At 59.4% G+C, this 15,415-nt stretch carries 17 protein-coding genes; 9 read left to right on the top strand and 8 right to left on the bottom strand.

What is annotated here, in order from left to right:
- The 3 genes from D8U69_RS00200 to D8U69_RS00190 form a co-directional block, all read left to right on the top strand.
- Positions 1-965, top strand: a 965-nt coding sequence (locus D8U69_RS00200) for an ABC transporter permease subunit (protein ID WP_130906420.1), incomplete at its 5' end; no start/stop codon positions are given.
- A 10-nt stretch (positions 966-975) separates the two neighbouring features.
- The gene (locus D8U69_RS00195) at positions 976-2,073 is read left to right on the top strand and encodes an amino acid ABC transporter permease (protein WP_056853648.1); all 1,098 of its coding nucleotides are present in this window, start codon (positions 976-978) and stop codon (positions 2,071-2,073) included.
- Between the two features lie 28 nt (positions 2,074-2,101).
- Positions 2,102-2,866 carry an amino acid ABC transporter ATP-binding protein gene (locus D8U69_RS00190; RefSeq protein ID WP_003178331.1) on the top strand — a complete coding sequence of 255 codons (765 nt, stop codon included), beginning with the start codon at positions 2,102-2,104 and terminating at the stop codon, positions 2,864-2,866.
- A gap of 58 nt (positions 2,867-2,924) precedes the next feature.
- Here the strand turns inward: D8U69_RS00190 and D8U69_RS00185 are convergent, their stop codons facing one another.
- Together D8U69_RS00185 and D8U69_RS00180 are read right to left on the bottom strand one after the other, a co-directional pair.
- Positions 2,925-3,416, bottom strand: coding sequence for a type II toxin-antitoxin system MqsA family antitoxin (locus D8U69_RS00185; RefSeq protein ID WP_130906419.1), 492 nt, complete (start codon positions 3,414-3,416; stop codon positions 2,925-2,927).
- The gene (locus D8U69_RS00180; protein ID WP_130906418.1) at positions 3,413-3,724 is read right to left on the bottom strand and encodes a type II toxin-antitoxin system MqsR family toxin; all 312 of its coding nucleotides are present in this window, start codon (positions 3,722-3,724) and stop codon (positions 3,413-3,415) included. Before D8U69_RS00180 ends, D8U69_RS00185 begins: the two co-directional genes overlap by 4 nt.
- 165 nt (positions 3,725-3,889) lie before the next feature.
- On the opposite strand from D8U69_RS00180, the gene D8U69_RS00175 reads away from it, so the two are divergent.
- Positions 3,890-4,549, top strand: coding sequence for a FadR/GntR family transcriptional regulator (locus D8U69_RS00175; protein WP_130903625.1), 660 nt, complete (start codon positions 3,890-3,892; stop codon positions 4,547-4,549).
- Positions 4,539-5,846 (top strand): CynX/NimT family MFS transporter, encoded by a 1,308-nt coding sequence (locus D8U69_RS00170; RefSeq protein WP_130906417.1) that lies wholly within the window; start codon positions 4,539-4,541, stop codon positions 5,844-5,846. The genes D8U69_RS00175 and D8U69_RS00170 overlap by 11 nt, the downstream gene beginning before the upstream one ends.
- Before the next feature lies 1 nt (position 5,847).
- Here the strand turns inward: D8U69_RS00170 and D8U69_RS00165 are convergent, their stop codons facing one another.
- From D8U69_RS00165 to D8U69_RS00140, 6 genes are all read right to left on the bottom strand, one after another.
- Complete coding sequence (locus D8U69_RS00165) at positions 5,848-6,498, bottom strand: DUF1120 domain-containing protein (protein ID WP_130906416.1); 651 nt, start codon at positions 6,496-6,498, stop codon at positions 5,848-5,850.
- Between the two features lie 255 nt (positions 6,499-6,753).
- Entirely contained in the window at positions 6,754-7,887 is a 1,134-nt protein-coding gene (locus D8U69_RS00160; protein WP_130906415.1) for a DUF1120 domain-containing protein, read from the bottom strand.
- 10 nt (positions 7,888-7,897) lie between these two features.
- The gene (locus D8U69_RS00155; RefSeq protein ID WP_130906414.1) at positions 7,898-10,369 is read right to left on the bottom strand and encodes a fimbria/pilus outer membrane usher protein; all 2,472 of its coding nucleotides are present in this window, start codon (positions 10,367-10,369) and stop codon (positions 7,898-7,900) included.
- 131 nt (positions 10,370-10,500) lie between these two features.
- Complete coding sequence (locus D8U69_RS00150) at positions 10,501-11,211, bottom strand: fimbria/pilus chaperone family protein (protein WP_130906413.1); 711 nt, start codon at positions 11,209-11,211, stop codon at positions 10,501-10,503.
- 123 nt (positions 11,212-11,334) lie between these two features.
- Entirely contained in the window at positions 11,335-11,958 is a 624-nt protein-coding gene (locus D8U69_RS00145; protein WP_130906412.1) for a DUF1120 domain-containing protein, read from the bottom strand.
- 39 nt (positions 11,959-11,997) lie between these two features.
- Entirely contained in the window at positions 11,998-12,594 is a 597-nt protein-coding gene (locus tag D8U69_RS00140; RefSeq protein ID WP_130903632.1) for a DUF1120 domain-containing protein, read from the bottom strand.
- 399 nt (positions 12,595-12,993) lie between these two features.
- Here D8U69_RS00140 and D8U69_RS00135 point away from each other — a divergent pair, with 399 nt between their 5' ends.
- The 4 genes from D8U69_RS00135 (at position 12,994) to D8U69_RS00120 (ending at position 15,350) form a co-directional block, all read left to right on the top strand.
- Positions 12,994-13,632: a response regulator gene (locus D8U69_RS00135; protein ID WP_130903633.1), complete on the top strand. Its 639-nt coding sequence runs from the start codon at positions 12,994-12,996 to the stop codon at positions 13,630-13,632.
- A 165-nt stretch (positions 13,633-13,797) separates the two neighbouring features.
- Complete coding sequence (locus D8U69_RS00130) at positions 13,798-14,424, top strand: DUF1120 domain-containing protein (protein WP_130903634.1); 627 nt, start codon at positions 13,798-13,800, stop codon at positions 14,422-14,424.
- A gap of 130 nt (positions 14,425-14,554) precedes the next feature.
- A complete protein-coding gene (locus tag D8U69_RS00125) occupies positions 14,555-15,025 on the top strand; it encodes a nuclear transport factor 2 family protein (protein ID WP_130906411.1) in 471 nt (156 codons plus the stop codon).
- A 40-nt stretch (positions 15,026-15,065) separates the two neighbouring features.
- Positions 15,066-15,350 carry a GIY-YIG nuclease family protein gene (locus tag D8U69_RS00120; RefSeq protein WP_056853634.1) on the top strand — a complete coding sequence of 95 codons (285 nt, stop codon included), beginning with the start codon at positions 15,066-15,068 and terminating at the stop codon, positions 15,348-15,350.
- The last annotated feature ends 65 nt before the right edge of the window (positions 15,351-15,415 follow it).

Genomic DNA, 15,415 nt, shown 5'->3' with positions numbered 1-15,415 from the left:
ACTACACCGAAGCGGACAGTTACGCCCGGGTGTTTGTCATCGGCCTGCTCAACACATTGCTGGTGACTTTCATCGGCGTGATTCTGGCAACCATCCTCGGCTTCATCGTCGGTGTGGCGCGGCTGTCGAAGAACTGGATCATCGCCAAAGTGGCGACGGTATACGTGGAAGTCTTCCGTAACATTCCGCCGCTGCTGCAGATCCTGTTCTGGTACTTCGCGGTATTCCTGACCATGCCGGGACCGCGCAACAGCCATAACTTCGGCGATACCTTCTTCGTCAGCAGTCGCGGCCTGAACATGCCGGCCGCGCTGATGGCCGACGGTTTCTGGCCGTTTGTGGTCAGCGTCGTGGTGGCCATCGTCGCCATCGTGCTGATGTGCCGCTGGGCCAACAAACGCTTCGAAGCCACCGGCGTGCCGTTCCACAAATTCTGGGTCGGCCTGGCGCTGTTCCTGGTGATTCCGGCGCTGTGCGCATTGATTGTCGGCGCACCGGTTCACTGGGAAATGCCGCAGCTCAAGGGCTTCAACTTCGTCGGTGGCTGGGTGCTGATCCCGGAACTGCTGGCCTTGACCCTGGCCCTGACCGTGTACACCGCGGCGTTCATCGCCGAGATCGTGCGCTCGGGCATCAAGTCGGTCAGCCACGGCCAGACCGAAGCGGCGCATTCCCTCGGCCTGCGCAACGGTCCGACCCTGCGCAAGGTGATCATTCCGCAAGCCCTGCGCGTGATCATTCCACCGCTGACCAGCCAATACCTGAACCTGGCGAAAAACTCCTCGCTGGCCGCCGGTATCGGTTACCCGGAAATGGTTTCGCTGTTCGCCGGCACCGTGCTCAACCAGACCGGGCAGGCCATCGAAGTGATTGCCATCACCATGAGCGTGTACCTGGCGATCAGTATCAGCATTTCCCTGCTGATGAACTGGTACAACAAGCGCATTGCGCTGATCGAGCGGTAAGGAAAAGCGCATGAGTACTCATACTTTCAAACCTGACATGCCACCACCGAGCAGCAGCATCGGTGTAGTGGCGTGGATGCGCGCAAACATGTTCTCCAGCTGGCTCAACACCCTGCTGACCCTGTTCGCGTTCTACCTGATCTACCTGGTGGTTCCGCCGATTCTGCAGTGGGCCATCATCGACGCCAACTGGGTAGGCACCAGCCAGGCCGACTGCACCAAGGAGGGCGCCTGCTGGGTGTTCATCCAGCAGCGTTTCGGCCAGTTCATGTACGGCTACTATCCAACGGATCTGCGCTGGCGCGTCGACCTGACCGTGTGGCTGGCGGTGATTGGCGTAGCCCCTCTGTTCATCTCGCGCTTCCCGCGTAAAGCGGTGTATGGCCTGAGCTTTTTGGTGCTGTACCCGATCATTGCCTGGTGCCTGTTGCATGGTGGCGTTTTCGGCCTGACCCAGGTGGCGACCAGCCAGTGGGGCGGCCTGATGCTGACCCTGGTGATCGCCACTGTCGGTATCGCCGGTGCGCTGCCGTTGGGGATTGTCCTGGCGCTGGGCCGACGTTCGAACATGCCGGCGATTCGGGTGGTCTGCGTGACCTTCATCGAGTTCTGGCGCGGCGTGCCGTTGATCACGGTGCTGTTCATGTCCTCGGTGATGCTGCCGCTGTTCCTGCCTGAAGGCATGAACTTCGACAAACTGCTGCGGGCGTTGATCGGCGTGATCCTGTTCCAGTCGGCCTACGTGGCCGAAGTGGTGCGCGGCGGCCTGCAAGCGATCCCCAAGGGGCAGTACGAAGCGGCCGCGGCGATGGGCCTGGGTTACTGGCGCAGCATGGGCCTGGTGATTCTGCCGCAAGCGTTGAAGCTGGTAATCCCCGGCATCGTCAACACGTTCATTGCACTGTTCAAGGACACCAGCCTGGTGATCATCATCGGCTTGTTCGACCTGCTCAACAGCGTCAAACAAGCGGCTGCCGATCCGAAATGGCTGGGCATGGCCACCGAAGGCTACGTGTTCGCCGCCCTGGTGTTCTGGATTTTCTGTTTTGGTATGTCGCGCTATTCCATGCATCTGGAACGCAAGCTCGACACTGGCCACAAGCGCTGACGCGCTACCCAATTTAGGAAGTTTTGTGATGAGCGAAGCAATCAAACAACCTGTGAGCCCTGAAGGCATTATTCAGATGCAGGGCGTGAACAAATGGTACGGCCAGTTTCACGTACTCAAGGACATCAACCTCAACGTCAAGCAGGGCGAGCGTATCGTCCTGTGCGGCCCGTCGGGTTCCGGCAAGTCCACCACCATCCGCTGCCTCAACCGCCTGGAAGAACACCAGCAGGGGCGCATCGTGGTCGATGGCGTAGAGCTGACCAACGACCTCAAGCAGATCGAAGCGATCCGCCGTGAAGTCGGCATGGTGTTCCAGCACTTCAACCTGTTCCCGCATTTGACCATTTTGCAGAACTGCACACTGGCGCCAATGTGGGTACGCAAGATGCCCAAGCGCAAGGCCGAGGAAATCGCCATGCATTACCTGGAGCGCGTACGCATTCCGGAACAGGCGCATAAGTACCCGGGGCAACTGTCCGGCGGCCAGCAACAGCGTGTGGCGATCGCCCGCGCGCTGTGCATGAAGCCGAAAATCATGCTGTTCGACGAACCGACGTCGGCACTCGATCCGGAAATGGTGAAAGAGGTACTCGACACCATGATCGGCCTCGCCGAAGACGGCATGACCATGCTCTGCGTGACCCACGAAATGGGCTTTGCCCGTACCGTGGCCAACCGCGTGATCTTCATGGACAAGGGGGAGATCGTCGAACAGGCAGCACCGAACGACTTCTTCGATAACCCGCAGAATGATCGGACCAAGCTGTTCCTGAGTCAGATTCTGCATTGATGGCAGGCTGACTGATAAAACAAACCCGGCCTCGCGCCGGGTTTTTTATGTTTGCGGCTCACGGCACAGTGAGTGTTTCGTGCTCCTGGTGCTCAGTAAATTTGAACGCTCCCCTCAAATCCGCTCCTTCAGCCAGGATCTTCGCATCGGCGAGTAAATGCGGATAGCGATCCAGCAGGCGCATTAGCAGCATCAACGCCTTCGGCGGAAGAACTTCGCCGCGTTCGTAACGTGAGAATGCGTTGTGCCCGCCACCGGAAAGCAGTTGCACCGTCTCTTTTTGCGTAAGGTGCAATTTGCGACGGATACGCTTCATCTCGGCGCCGATCATTTGCCTGGCGGCGATGACCAGCGCATCACCTGCTTCCCCATAACGCTCCGCACTATCCGTATCGGGGTCCCACTCGACTTCACCGCACTTCTGGCACTCCCAGCCAGAAAGATTATCTACTCGGCGCTCCATGCCTTTGACACTCAGGGTCTCGCTGCGCCCCTCGAAATGTCTCATTCCCTCACGTGCACCACAGCTGAAACATTGCTGGGTATTCATGGGTTTTTCTCCTTGAAGGAGATTACCGGTGGGCCGCCGGCGGGGCGGTACGTCACCTTGATGTAAATCTCCAGATCTTGTGAGTTGATGTGATACACGTCCTGCCAGACTCGATGATCGTCATAAGTGGTCATCGACTTGTACAACATCCTGTTCTGTAACTCGAAAACGATATCTTGCATCTCTCTGAGGCTAAGGCCGAGATTCAGACCGGCCTTTGCCGCGGTTTTGGTGAAGGCTTTTCTTCCAAGCCGCCTGACTTCGGCCTTGATCACCGCCAAGTCGAAATGGGGTGTGTTCTTTTCCATAAGAATCCAAAACCCTGTCCCTGAAATTACCCTTAAAGGGTAATTTTGACTAATCGAAAATCCCGCTGCATGTCCTCTCTCTGACCCTAGGCGGTTGCCGTCCTACTCGAAGCTGACTAACATGTCAGAAAATTCATCCTATGATTGGATGAAAAGGCGAGCCTTATGTCTGACATTTCTCCATTAGTTAAACGATCCCTGGTCGACCAGGCGCTGGACCAGTTGCGTCTGCGCATCACCCAGGGTGCCTGGACGGTCGGCCAGCGCTTACCCACCGAACCCGAGCTGTCGGCAGAACTGGGCATCAGCCGCAACACCGTGCGTGAAGCCATGCGCGTGCTGGCGTTTTCCGGGTTGATAGAAATCCGCCAGGGCGACGGTAGTTATCTACGGGCGGTGGTTGATCCGCTGGACACCTTGAAGGCGTTGTCCAGTTGTTCGCGGGAACAGGCCCGCGAAACCCGGCACATCCTCGAAGTCGAGGCCATTGGGCTGGCGGCACTGCGCCGAACCGATGAAGACCTGGTGGCGTTGCGCGAAGCGCTGGGTGTCAGCGGCAGCCACTATCACGGCGACCTCGACACCTATATTGCCTGCGACCTGGTGTTTCATCGTCGCCTGGTGGATGCGGCGCACAACCCCACGCTCAGCGAGTTGTATCGCTATTTCTCCAGCGTCGTCGGCGCGCAGTTGCGCCACTGTCTGAACATCACGCCCCGACGCCAGGAAGTGTTCGACCTGCACATCGCACTGCTCGATGCCGTCGAACAACGCGACCCGGAACGCGCCAAAGCGCTGTCGAGGCAGTTGATCAATGAACCTTGAAACCGAGAACCGCATGTCCAGCGATCACAGCAACATCACGCAATCCAAGCGCACGGCGGAGCTCGAAGAGTTGCTGATCGATGCCGAGGCCGATGACGAGCAGGTCCAGCAAACGCATCCGGTCCTGCGTCGGCCCTGGCTGTTGCTGCTGGGGTTGATTCTGGTGGCGCTGAACCTGCGCCCCGCGTTGTCGAGCATGGCGCCGATGCTCAGTGACGTGTCGAAGTCACTCGGTCTTTCGGCCTCCCAGGCTGGTTTGCTGACTACGTTGCCGGTGCTTTGCCTCGGTCTGTTTGCGCCGTTGGCGCCGGTGCTGGCGCGTCGCTTCGGTGCCGAGCGGGTGGTGCTGGGCATTTTGCTGACCCTCGCTGGCGGCATCATCGTGCGCAGCTCTTTTGGCGAAATCGGTTTGTTTGCCGGCAGCGTGTTGGCCGGTGCCAGCATCGGTGTGATCGGCGTTTTGCTGCCGGGCATCGTCAAGCGTGATTTCCCGAGGCAGGCCGGCACCATGACCGGTGTCTACACCATGGCTCTGTGCCTGGGGGCGGCGATGGCAGCGGGGGCGACCGTGCCGTTGAGCGAGCATTTCGACCGCAGCTGGGCCATGGGCCTTGGTTTCTGGGTGATCCCGGCCCTGGTCGCGGCCCTTTTCTGGTTACCGCAAGTGGGGCAAAAGCACGGCGCACATCATGTCGCTTACCGCGTTCGCGGTTTGCTGCGCGACCCGCTGGCCTGGCAAGTGACCTTGTACATGGGCCTGCAATCGTCACTGGCTTACATCGTGTTCGGCTGGTTGCCATCGATCCTGATCGGTCGCGGGCTGACGCCGACCCAGGCAGGGCTGGTGTTGTCGGGTTCGGTGATCGTGCAACTGGTCAGTTCCCTCGCCGCGCCATGGCTGGCGACTCGCGGCAAGGATCAGCGCCTGGCCATCGTGATTGTGATGGCGCTGACCCTCGGCGGCCTGTTCGGTTGCCTGTACGCGCCGCTCGAAGGCTTGTGGGGCTGGGCGATTGTGCTGGGGCTGGGGCAGGGCGCCACGTTCAGCCTGGCGCTGACCCTGATCGTGCTGCGCTCGCGCGATGCCCATGTGGCGGCGAACCTGTCGAGCATGGCCCAGGGTTTCGGTTACACCTTGGCATCCATGGGCCCATTCGCAGTCGGCATCGTGCATGACTGGACCGGTGGCTGGACCGCCGTGGGCTGGATCTTTGGGGTGATCGGCCTCGGCGCCATCATTGCCGGCTTGGGCGCCGGGCGTTCACTGTATGTCCAGGTGCTCAGCGAAAAAGTCTGAATCAAAGGTAAACCATGTCCAGGGTAGCCGAACCGTCGAGCTGGACATCGGCGCTCAAGTCCAGCTGGGACGTGGGTGCGATGACGGTTTCGATGGTGACTCGGCTCGACAGGTGCTGGATGAAGATCGGACCGGCGTTGCTACCGGCAACGTCGGTAAATCCCAGGTAGCTTTTGGCGCCAATCGGAATCGGGCGGCTGCTGGATAAACTCCAGGCCAGGCCGCCCGTGGTGGAGTCGGTGCGGTAGACCTGCGACAGGTCATCCACCACCGTTTGGGCGGGATCGAAGTTCAGCGAATACAAGCCGATCTTGTTGCCGCTTTTGTCGCGATTCAGCCCGTAATAAATCTCGCTGTTGACGATGGCCGACCCGTCGCGGTTGTCGTGCATGACCAAGGCAAAACGCGAAGGGCCGTTGCATTGGATGTTGAGGTCCAGCACTTGATCAGGCAGTTGCGTGCGCTTGTCGACGCTCAGGTCCTGGCGGAAGATCTTTCCGTAATCCACCGTGCCATTGTTGGACAGGACCGGTGTACAGGCGACGGGCGTGATCGTGCCCTTCACCGTCAGGTCGACCGTCGAGGCGGCCAGCACATGGGGCGCGACGCAGACAAGGGCGACAGTCAAAGGTGCTGCAAAATAATCTTTCATCGATGGGCTCCTCATGCATCTGAGCTGCAGGAGCGAGCACGCCCCTGCAGTTTTTCAGGGGCTTACAGGTATTTCATTTCGAATGTCGCGGAACCGTCCATGACCACTTCTAGGGCATATGGTGCGACGTTGACCAGAACGGCGGTCGACAATGCCATGAAGTACTTTTTCATTTTTCATTCCTTTTTGCGGGTTTATTCCTGGCTGATCCAGCGCGCTTGATTGCGCCCCGGATTCAACCTGGTGGGTCAGGTGTTACAGGTAAATGATCTCGATCGTTCCTGCGCCATCGAGGTCGATGGCGTTGCTCAAGTCCAGGCTGTTGAGCGGCGCGATGACCGCATCGACGGTGATGCTGGCGTTGAAGGTCTGAATCATGGTCGGGCCCGCGCTGCTGCCAGCGCTGTCGGTGAAACTCAGGTAACGGGTCTTGGCGATGGCGATCGGGTTGGCGCTGGCGCTGCTCCAGCCTGTGTTGCCACCGGCTGAGTCGGTTCGATAAAGGCGGGCAAAACTGTCGGCATGGGCGCTTGCCGGGTCGATATTCAGCGCGAAAAAGCCGATTTTGTTGTTGCGGGCATCGGTGCCGAGGCCGTAATGGAAGTCGCTGTCGACTGTCGCCGAGCCCGCACGATTGTCGTGCATGATCAACGCGAAAGCCGTCGGCCCATCGCAGCCGACCCGCAAGTTCAGCGAGCGCGCGGGCAGGCGGGTGCTCTTGTCGGCGTTGAGGTCGTTGATCGTCAGGCTGCCGAAATCCACCACACCGCCGTTGGACAGCGCCGCTTCGCAGGCCGCCGGAGCGAAGCGTGCACGCAACGTCGCCTCGCGACTGCGATCGGCCGACACGGCGTCGAACACCCCGGCCACCTCCCAGGTCACCGCGTCGCGCACTTGCATTCCTTGTTCCTGAACCCATGCCGTCCATTCAAGCTGGGCCGAAAAAGTGCGGCCCTGTATCGGCACTCCGCCTTGCACCGGAACCACGCCATGTTCCGGTCGCCAGGCCAGTTGCGCTGCGGTTTGTGCGGGTGCCTGACCAGCAGCGGCGATCAGCCCCAGCTCTACCGACTGACCATCGAGCACCGCGTCGCGGATGTGCAACTGATAAGTGCCACGTTCGGCAAAGTGGAAGCGGTTGGACGTTGCTGCCATGGCCCGATAGAACAGGCTCATGTCGGTGGGTTTCGAGCAGGTCAGGGTGAGGCTCGACCGCCGCTCGCCGAGGTTGCGCTCCGATACCGAATCGGCGCGGATCGCACGGTTCATCAAGCCGTAATCGACGACCGGCTGGCTCAGGTTGAACTGACAGTCCTCAACCGATCCCCAGGCAAAAGGTGAGAGCGTCAACGCAACGACGGGGGCCAGCAACAGGCGGGTCAGATTCATCAAGTCATCCTCATGGGGCTCTGCACTTGGCGGCAGTGGTTTCGTAGTAGGCGTCGGTATCAGCGTCTGCCGGCAGTTCGAAATGCAGTGCGCAACGCTCAAGCCCGGGTGCCTTGATGAACAGCGCCTGGCTGTCCAGTACGTTGGGCAGGAACACCAGTCCGCCCTCCTGAACCAGGGTGACAAACTCGCCATCCTCGGTATTCACCGCAGCGCCGCGGGGCAGGGGTGCACCGTTGGCGGTGGTGACTTTTAGCAGTGCGCGGCGGGTCAGGCTGACGCCGAATTCGACCTTGTCGACCGCCCCGCGCCCGGCGGAAATCACCGCCAGGCCGTTGCTGATGTCGGCGTTGCGCGGCAGGGTTTTGGTGTCGACTTCCACCGGACTTTTGCCATAGGCCGTGAGCTGTGGAATCACTGCTTGACCTTGCCAATCGGTCCACACCGGACCGCTCGGCGTCGACACCTTGATGGCACCCATCTCACCCACAGACAGCAAACCGAAGGTGTCGCTGATCGGGTAAGGCGAGAGCGTCAAACCTCGGTCGTGCAGCACCGCACCGCCTCGGGCGCTGGCCTGGTAACTGGAGCGCGCGGCGTCGGCGCGGGTGTAGTTGAGATCCAGCTGGGTGTAGCGCGGCAGCAGGGAAACGCCGGCGGAAGACTGCACCTCTTTATTGCGGGAGTCGTGTTCAGCGCCGACGCGGTACGCCAGTTGGTCGTTGAGCTGTTCACTCAAGCCCACGCCGCAGCGGTACTCGCCACCGGAACTGCGTACCCAGGTGCGCGCACGACGGTTTTCACCCAGGGGAATGCTCAGATTCAGGTAGACGCTATCGTCGGTGCGATTGGCCCCACTGAGTTGCCATTCCGCCGTTGCCGATAGCGACACCCCTTTGATGTTGGTGCCCCAGGACGCCAGGGCGCGGCTGCTGCTCTGACCATCGAACGAGCTTGACTGACTGAAGCCACCGCTGAAGGCGCCGAACCACGGATGGGACCATGACAGGGCCGCGCTTTGCTGGTCGCGGTAGCGGGATTTCTGGTCGTCATTAGTGTTGTCAAATACCGCGTCTTCCAGTTCCCGATAACCCAGGGTTCGGTAGGAACTTGCGGCATTCAGTGCCCAGCGCTCGCTGAAACGGTGCGACAGGCTCAGGTCGGCCTGAAGCCCCTGGCCGCCTTGGCGGCCGCTGGCATCCGCGCCGGTCAGTGTCGCCTGGAGCTGGGTATCCGGCGAAGGCAACAGGCCGACGCTGGTCCCGGCCGCGCGATAGTCGGCGGCGCCGGTCAGCCCGCCGCTGATCAATATTTGCGGGTTCAATACGCCGCTCCATCCGCCACTGACGACCCAGGGTTCGTCACCCTGCTCATCGCCACTCCTGCGCACGGTACCCGCCGCAAGGGAGAAGCCTGGCGCTGGCAAGCCGATACCGAGCATCGCCGCCGGTATCGTGAAACTGCGCTGGCTGCCGTCCTCCTCCTTGACTGTGACTTCGACGTCGGAGCGGCTATTGAGCCGGCGCACGTTGTTCAGGGCAAAGGGGCCTGCGGGCACCACGGTGGAATAGATCAGCGAACCGTTCTGCCGCACTTCGACCTGTGCCTGACTGTTGGCGATGCCTTCGATGACCGCGCTTTGCCCTTCGGCTTGCAGCGCCTGTTCGTTGAGAACCTGTACGCCGGTGATCTGCGCACCGGCCAACACCGGGTTGTAAAGGTTGATCTGGCCGGCCTGCAACACGGCTTCGTGACTGGCGAAGGTGCGCTGGGCGTAAGCGGCGATATGCGTTGTGCGCGACACGTCATCCTGCCAGGTCTGCACCTGACGACTGCGCACGATCCAGTCGCCGGCATTGAAACCCAGCTCGGTGTTGGCCGAGGCATAGCGGCTCGTACCCTTGCCAAAACGGCTGTGCTGTCCGGTAATGTCGTAGTTGAGCAGCGCAGCGACGCCGCCGGTTTGATAGCCGCTGACATCGCGTTCGGCAGGTCGAATAGCATGGGTCGGCACAACCAGCGTCAGGGCCAGGTTGGCCGGATCCTGTTCGATGGCGGTTTGCGGCGCGAGGGCGAGAAAGTCGTAGCAACGGCCATCGTCGTCGAGGATCTGCTCGGGCACGTTCAGGTTGGCCTTGTCGAGCAGCGTGCGGTCAAAGCACAGTACACCGGCGCGATCGAAGGCGACGTCGACGCGACCCTGTCGTTGGCCGTTGACGCTGAGCGTCACCGAATGCCGGCCCGTGGCGAAGCGTGGCGCTTCCATCAGCAAGGTTGCCAGTGCCGGATCGATACCGCGCTGTCGCAGCGTGTTGCTATCGAAGGACGCCAGTAGTAATTCGCTACCGCGAGCGTCGAGCACCATCAGCGTGTTGATCAGCAATAAGGCCAATGTTGTCCGTCGACGCAGCCGGCGTGAGTGGACGCGGGTCCGAATCACAGGCACGGCTTCGCCATCACGGTAAAAAGTTACTGTGTTCATGGGGTTCACTTGGTTTATGCGGGCGTGCTGAACTGATCGTTGAAATTCAGTCACGCCTTGGGTAACAGCTCGCTGGCCGTTACCCGAAAACTTCGGCGCGGGTTATTCCATCGTCGCGCAGTCGTAGCGGTTTAGGACTCGAACGGTGCTTCGAAATGCGGCACCGCGAAGCCGTAGACCGTCGCCGGTTGTATCCGTACGCGGGTGGCGGCAGCGCCTTTGGCGGGCACGCTCAAGGTTTCCCCCGGCAGCACGTAGGTGCGCGGCAACAACGCCGAACCATTACCGGGCAGCAGCGTCAGTTCCTGGGCCAAACGCACGACATAGGGTGATGGATTGTGCACGCTGACCTGATCGTTTTGCAGGCGCCAGGTCAGCCCCGTCCACGGTGTGCGATTGGGCGCCAGGCCCTTGGGGTGCAGGATCACCGGCAAGTTTTGCCGCACCGTCACGCCGACCCGTGCACGCCCGGCTTCGGCCGGTTTACGGTCTTGAGGCATGCCCTCGAAAATGACCCGCTTCAGGCGCTGGGTGGTCAGGGGCGTGGAGGTCTGCAGGATGAACCGCACCAATTGACTCTTGCCCGCCTCGACCCGGGCCAGCGGCGGCGTGACGAACAACAGCGGTTCCTTGTCCTCGGGAATGTCTTCGAGGGTGACATGCAGCAACGACAGGTTTGCGTCAGTGTTGGTGACCGACACCGAGGTTTCGCCATCGGCTTCATTGACGATCACCACAGAGGTGTCGGGGACCATGCCATCGGCCACGACGTAGCCAGCGAACAGATAGGCCAGCGTGCCCAGACAGAAACGTCTGCATCGCGCGCCGTTGAAAAGAGTCATGGTGGATGCCTGTGTAAAAAAAGGAAAAGTCAGCATGGCTAGAGTTAGTTCTGGTCAACGCAGTCCTGGTGAACGGGCAGGAGGTCGGGTGGACGACCTGCCGCGCTTCGACTTCTCGGTGGTTTACAGGTAAACCACCGACAGGGTTACCGAGCCATCGATGGCCACTTCGTTGGTCAGGTTGAGCTGGTTGGCAGGGGCAATGCGTGGTTCGATCTGGATATCGGAAACCAGTGTCTGGAACGGTTTTGGTATTACGCTGCTGACGTCGGCGACGGTGAGAATGTTGGTTCGCATCAGTTCGCGGGTTTGGTTCCAGGTCGAACCGCGGTCCTCGGAACCAATCGTGCTGACTGTCACGCCATCGGCCAGCGGTCTCCAAATTTCCAGGTTCATCGCTCCCAGTTTTTGATTAGTGTTGATCAGCCCGAGGCCGAAATCGTAGGGGTCATTATTGAAATCCGAACCTTCACGGTTATCCTTGGCCTCAAGGCCGGCAAGAGTCGGTCCGTCGCACGTGAGCGTCAGTTGCACGTATTGCTTGGGCAGCCATGTCGCTTTGTCAGGGTTCAAACTCTTGGCCGAAATCTTGCCGTAGTCCACCAGCCCGCCTTTGGACAGGGTTGGTTCGCAGGCGCTCGGAGTGATCGTCCCACTGACGCTCAGGTCGACGCTGGAGGCAGCAAAAGCGCAGGCACTGCCGGCCAGCAACATGGCGCCGAAGAGGGTGTTGAGAGTCTTGTTCATGGTGAAGCTCCTGATGTGGAATAAACAGCGGCGCGATGATCAATAAGTGATCTGCAGTGTGGCGTGCCCGTCGATCGGCACCTCATCAAGCAGAGTCAGGCCACTGGCTGGCGCAATGAGGGTGACGGCGCGCAAGCGAGCACTCAGGTGCTGCAACGCGATGGGCGTACGCAGATCGTCAGGGCTGGCAAACGCCGTCAACCCGGCGTGCCCCAGATACGTCGAAAGTCCCCAGTTACTGCCGTTGTCGCGGGACATGATGGTCAACACCGTATTGCCGTCAGCTTGCGGTTCGAAGATTCCGAATCCCACGCTACCCAGCTTCTGGTCGTCGTTGACCGTACCCAGGCCGTGATAGGCCTGGTTGACGGCCGACGTTCCGGCGCGATTGTCGATGGTGGTCAGGGTGAAAAAGGTCGGGCCTTCACAATCGATCTGCAACTGCAGTTCGCTGGCGGGCAACCGGGTAGGCAAGTCCTGATCGAGATTTTTCGACGTCAGTTTGCCGTGATCGACGATGCCGCCGTTCGACAGTGAGGGTGTACAGGAACTCGGTGTAATGATTCCGCTGACACTCAGATCGGCGTTGCCCGCCGCCAGCGCAGAGTGCGCGCAGGTCAGCCACGTTATGCTCATCAAAGCGAGGGCGCATCGTTGCGTGAGGGGTCGTCCTTGGTTCATGTATTCGCTTTTCCTTGAACGAAGATGATTGGAAGTTGCCGTGTACGGACAGGCGCAATCTAACGGTCGAGGTAATCAGGTGGAATGCAACTAATACGAAAACGTGCCATTGACTGTAAGAAAGTGCGAGGTGTACTACAGGTTGTATTGAGTGAGGGTGTTGTCTGTAGGCTGTCTATGTGGTCTATCGGATATATGAACTGTAGGGCGATTCTTATTGTTCTATCGGATAAAGGACAGTCCCCCGCAGACATTGGCTGACATTTTTTGGCGTGCGAGATTGGTCGTTGTGATGGTGCAAGGACGGCGCTATTTTTTTGCGCACTCCAGTCACTCAACAGGATTAATCCGACAATGCAGGTAATCATTGCTGATGACCATCCGGTGGTTCGTATTGGAATGCGGATGCTCATTGACCTGAGCGGCACTTGCGTCATTGTGGGCGAGGCTGAGGGGCCTGACAGCCTGCTGAGCCTGCTTTCAACATCGCCTTGCGATTTGCTGATCACTGACTTCAGCATGCCCGGCAACGTGCAGGCCGATGGCTTGAAAATGCTCGGAATGGTGCGGCGTCACTATCCGCAAACCTCGATCATTCTGGTCACGATGCTCGCCAACGTCATGACGCTCAGAGCGGCGATTGCCCAAGGTGTAATGGGGGTCATTGCCAAGGATGCCTCGGCCAGGGAGCTGCCGATGGCCGTCAAGGCGGTGGGCGAAGGGCGGCGATTTCTCAGCGACTCCTTGCGCGCCGCACTGGCTTCGGCAGAAACCGAGGCGCAATCGGGATCTCCATCGTTGTCGGCCAAGGAACATGAAGTGGTGAGAATGCTCGCCAGCGGCATGACCGTGAGTGAAATTGCCGAGCAATTCAACCGCAGCGTGTCCACGATCAGCAAACAGAAAATCATGGCCATGCGACGACTGGGCATTTCTACCGATGTGGATCTGTTCGCCTATGCCCGTGAGAGCGGAATGGTGCATCAGGATTGATAAATTCGTGTGGGTCAGCACCCTCAAGGAAAATTCGTATTAGTTGTATTTTTTGACGCTTATTGCGGGCTTATATTGCAGTCGCCAAGCAAGGTATTTGCTGATTTCGATAAGTTGAAGTCCGCCTCTGCAAAATAAATAAAGTGTCTGAAGGAACATAAGGGAATGAAAAAGCGTTTAAGTTATATCGCTGCCACTCTGCTGGTTGCTGGCACGACCAGCGTCAATGCTGCATCGAGCGTCGATTTGAATGTTACGGGGACAATCACGCCAGCGGCGTGTATGCCGCAGTTGTCCAATGGTGGAATGGTCGATCACGGAAAGATCTCATTCAAAGATCTGAAAAATGGCGTAAATACGTTACCGCAAGTTGCTCTACAAATGAGCGTCAGTTGTGATGCCGCTACATTGTTTGCAGTTAAAAGTACCGATAACAGGAAGGGGACTGCCTCTAACAATGGCCTGTCTTCCTTTGGGTTGGGTGTGGGCGAAGGTGACCACAAGGTTGGGTTTTATAACTTGACCATGGAGAACGTGCTGGGGGACGGCGCGGTACTTCCGGTGGTGGAGTCAGTCAATGGCAATACATGGTTCTATTCGAGCACTGGCCAAATCTGGCAACCTGAGTGGATGAGGTCCGTGAGCGGCCCGGGTAACCCGGATTACACGCCCGTCGCCATCCAGACACTGGCGGCCGATCTGATTGTGGCGACGAGTATCAACAAACCAGGAACGCTCTCAGCCGAGATGCCCATAGATGGCAGCGCTACCCTGGATATCGTTTACCTTTAAGTTGCGAAGCGTCATTCAGTGGGTCGCAGGGCAGCAGCAGTGCCCGCATTTTTTTGGTGAATAGCCATGGTTATTCACGCACTCGCGGCATATCGTGCTGACCTACTGATGATATTTGCGGAGCCGGTCCATGAGTGATGCCCACAACGCCTTGATCACCTGCTTCTACCAGGCTTTCCAGCGACTGGATGCCGAAGCGATGAGCGCCTGCTATACCGATGACGTGGTGTTCAGTGATCCTGCGTTTGGTGAACTGCGCGGGCGCGATGCCGGCGACATGTGGCGCATGCTCACCACCCGCGCCAAGGACTTTTCCCTGAACTTCGATAACGTGCACAGTGACGAGCGCACAGGCGGCGCGCATTGGGTGGCGACGTATCTGTTCAGCCAGACCGGCAATGTGGTGGTCAACGATATTCAGGCGCGGTTCGTGTTTCGCGACGGCAAGATCTGCGAACATCATGACCGCTTCGATATGTGGGCCTGGTCGCGTCAGGCGCTCGGGGTCAAGGGCCTACTGCTGGGCTGGACACCGCTGGTGCGCAACGCCGTCCGCACTCAAGCCCTCAAGGGGCTGAAGGCATTCCAGGCCAGTCGCTGATAAGATTGCGGCTTGTTTCCACTCAAGTCCCGATCGTTACGTGAACAGCCCGAGCGAAGCTCCCATCACTAAACCCTGGTTCGTGTACCTGGTGCGTGCGGCCAACGGTTCGCTTTACTGCGGCATCAGCGACGACCCGGTGCGACGATTCGCCAAGCATCAAAGCGGCAAGGGCGCGCGCTTTTTCCTCTCGAGCCCGGCCATGGCGCTGGTCTACACCGAAGTCTGCCGCGACAAAAGCGAAGCGCTGCGCCAGGAACGACTGATCAAAAAGTTGCGCAAGAGCGCCAAGGAATGCCTGGTGGCGTCTTATCAATCTGACTGATCGGTTCCCATCAGGCAGATCTGTAGGCTGCTAAACGATTGCGCGCTAAGCTGCGGGCTCCTGAT

Origin of the sequence: Pseudomonas sp. Sample_16 (assembly GCF_004307665.1) — a bacterium.
GTDB lineage: Bacteria > Pseudomonadota > Gammaproteobacteria > Pseudomonadales > Pseudomonadaceae > Aquipseudomonas.
The sequence above is the reverse complement of the archived record's forward strand: the minus strand, read 5'-3'. Positions and strand labels throughout refer to the sequence as shown.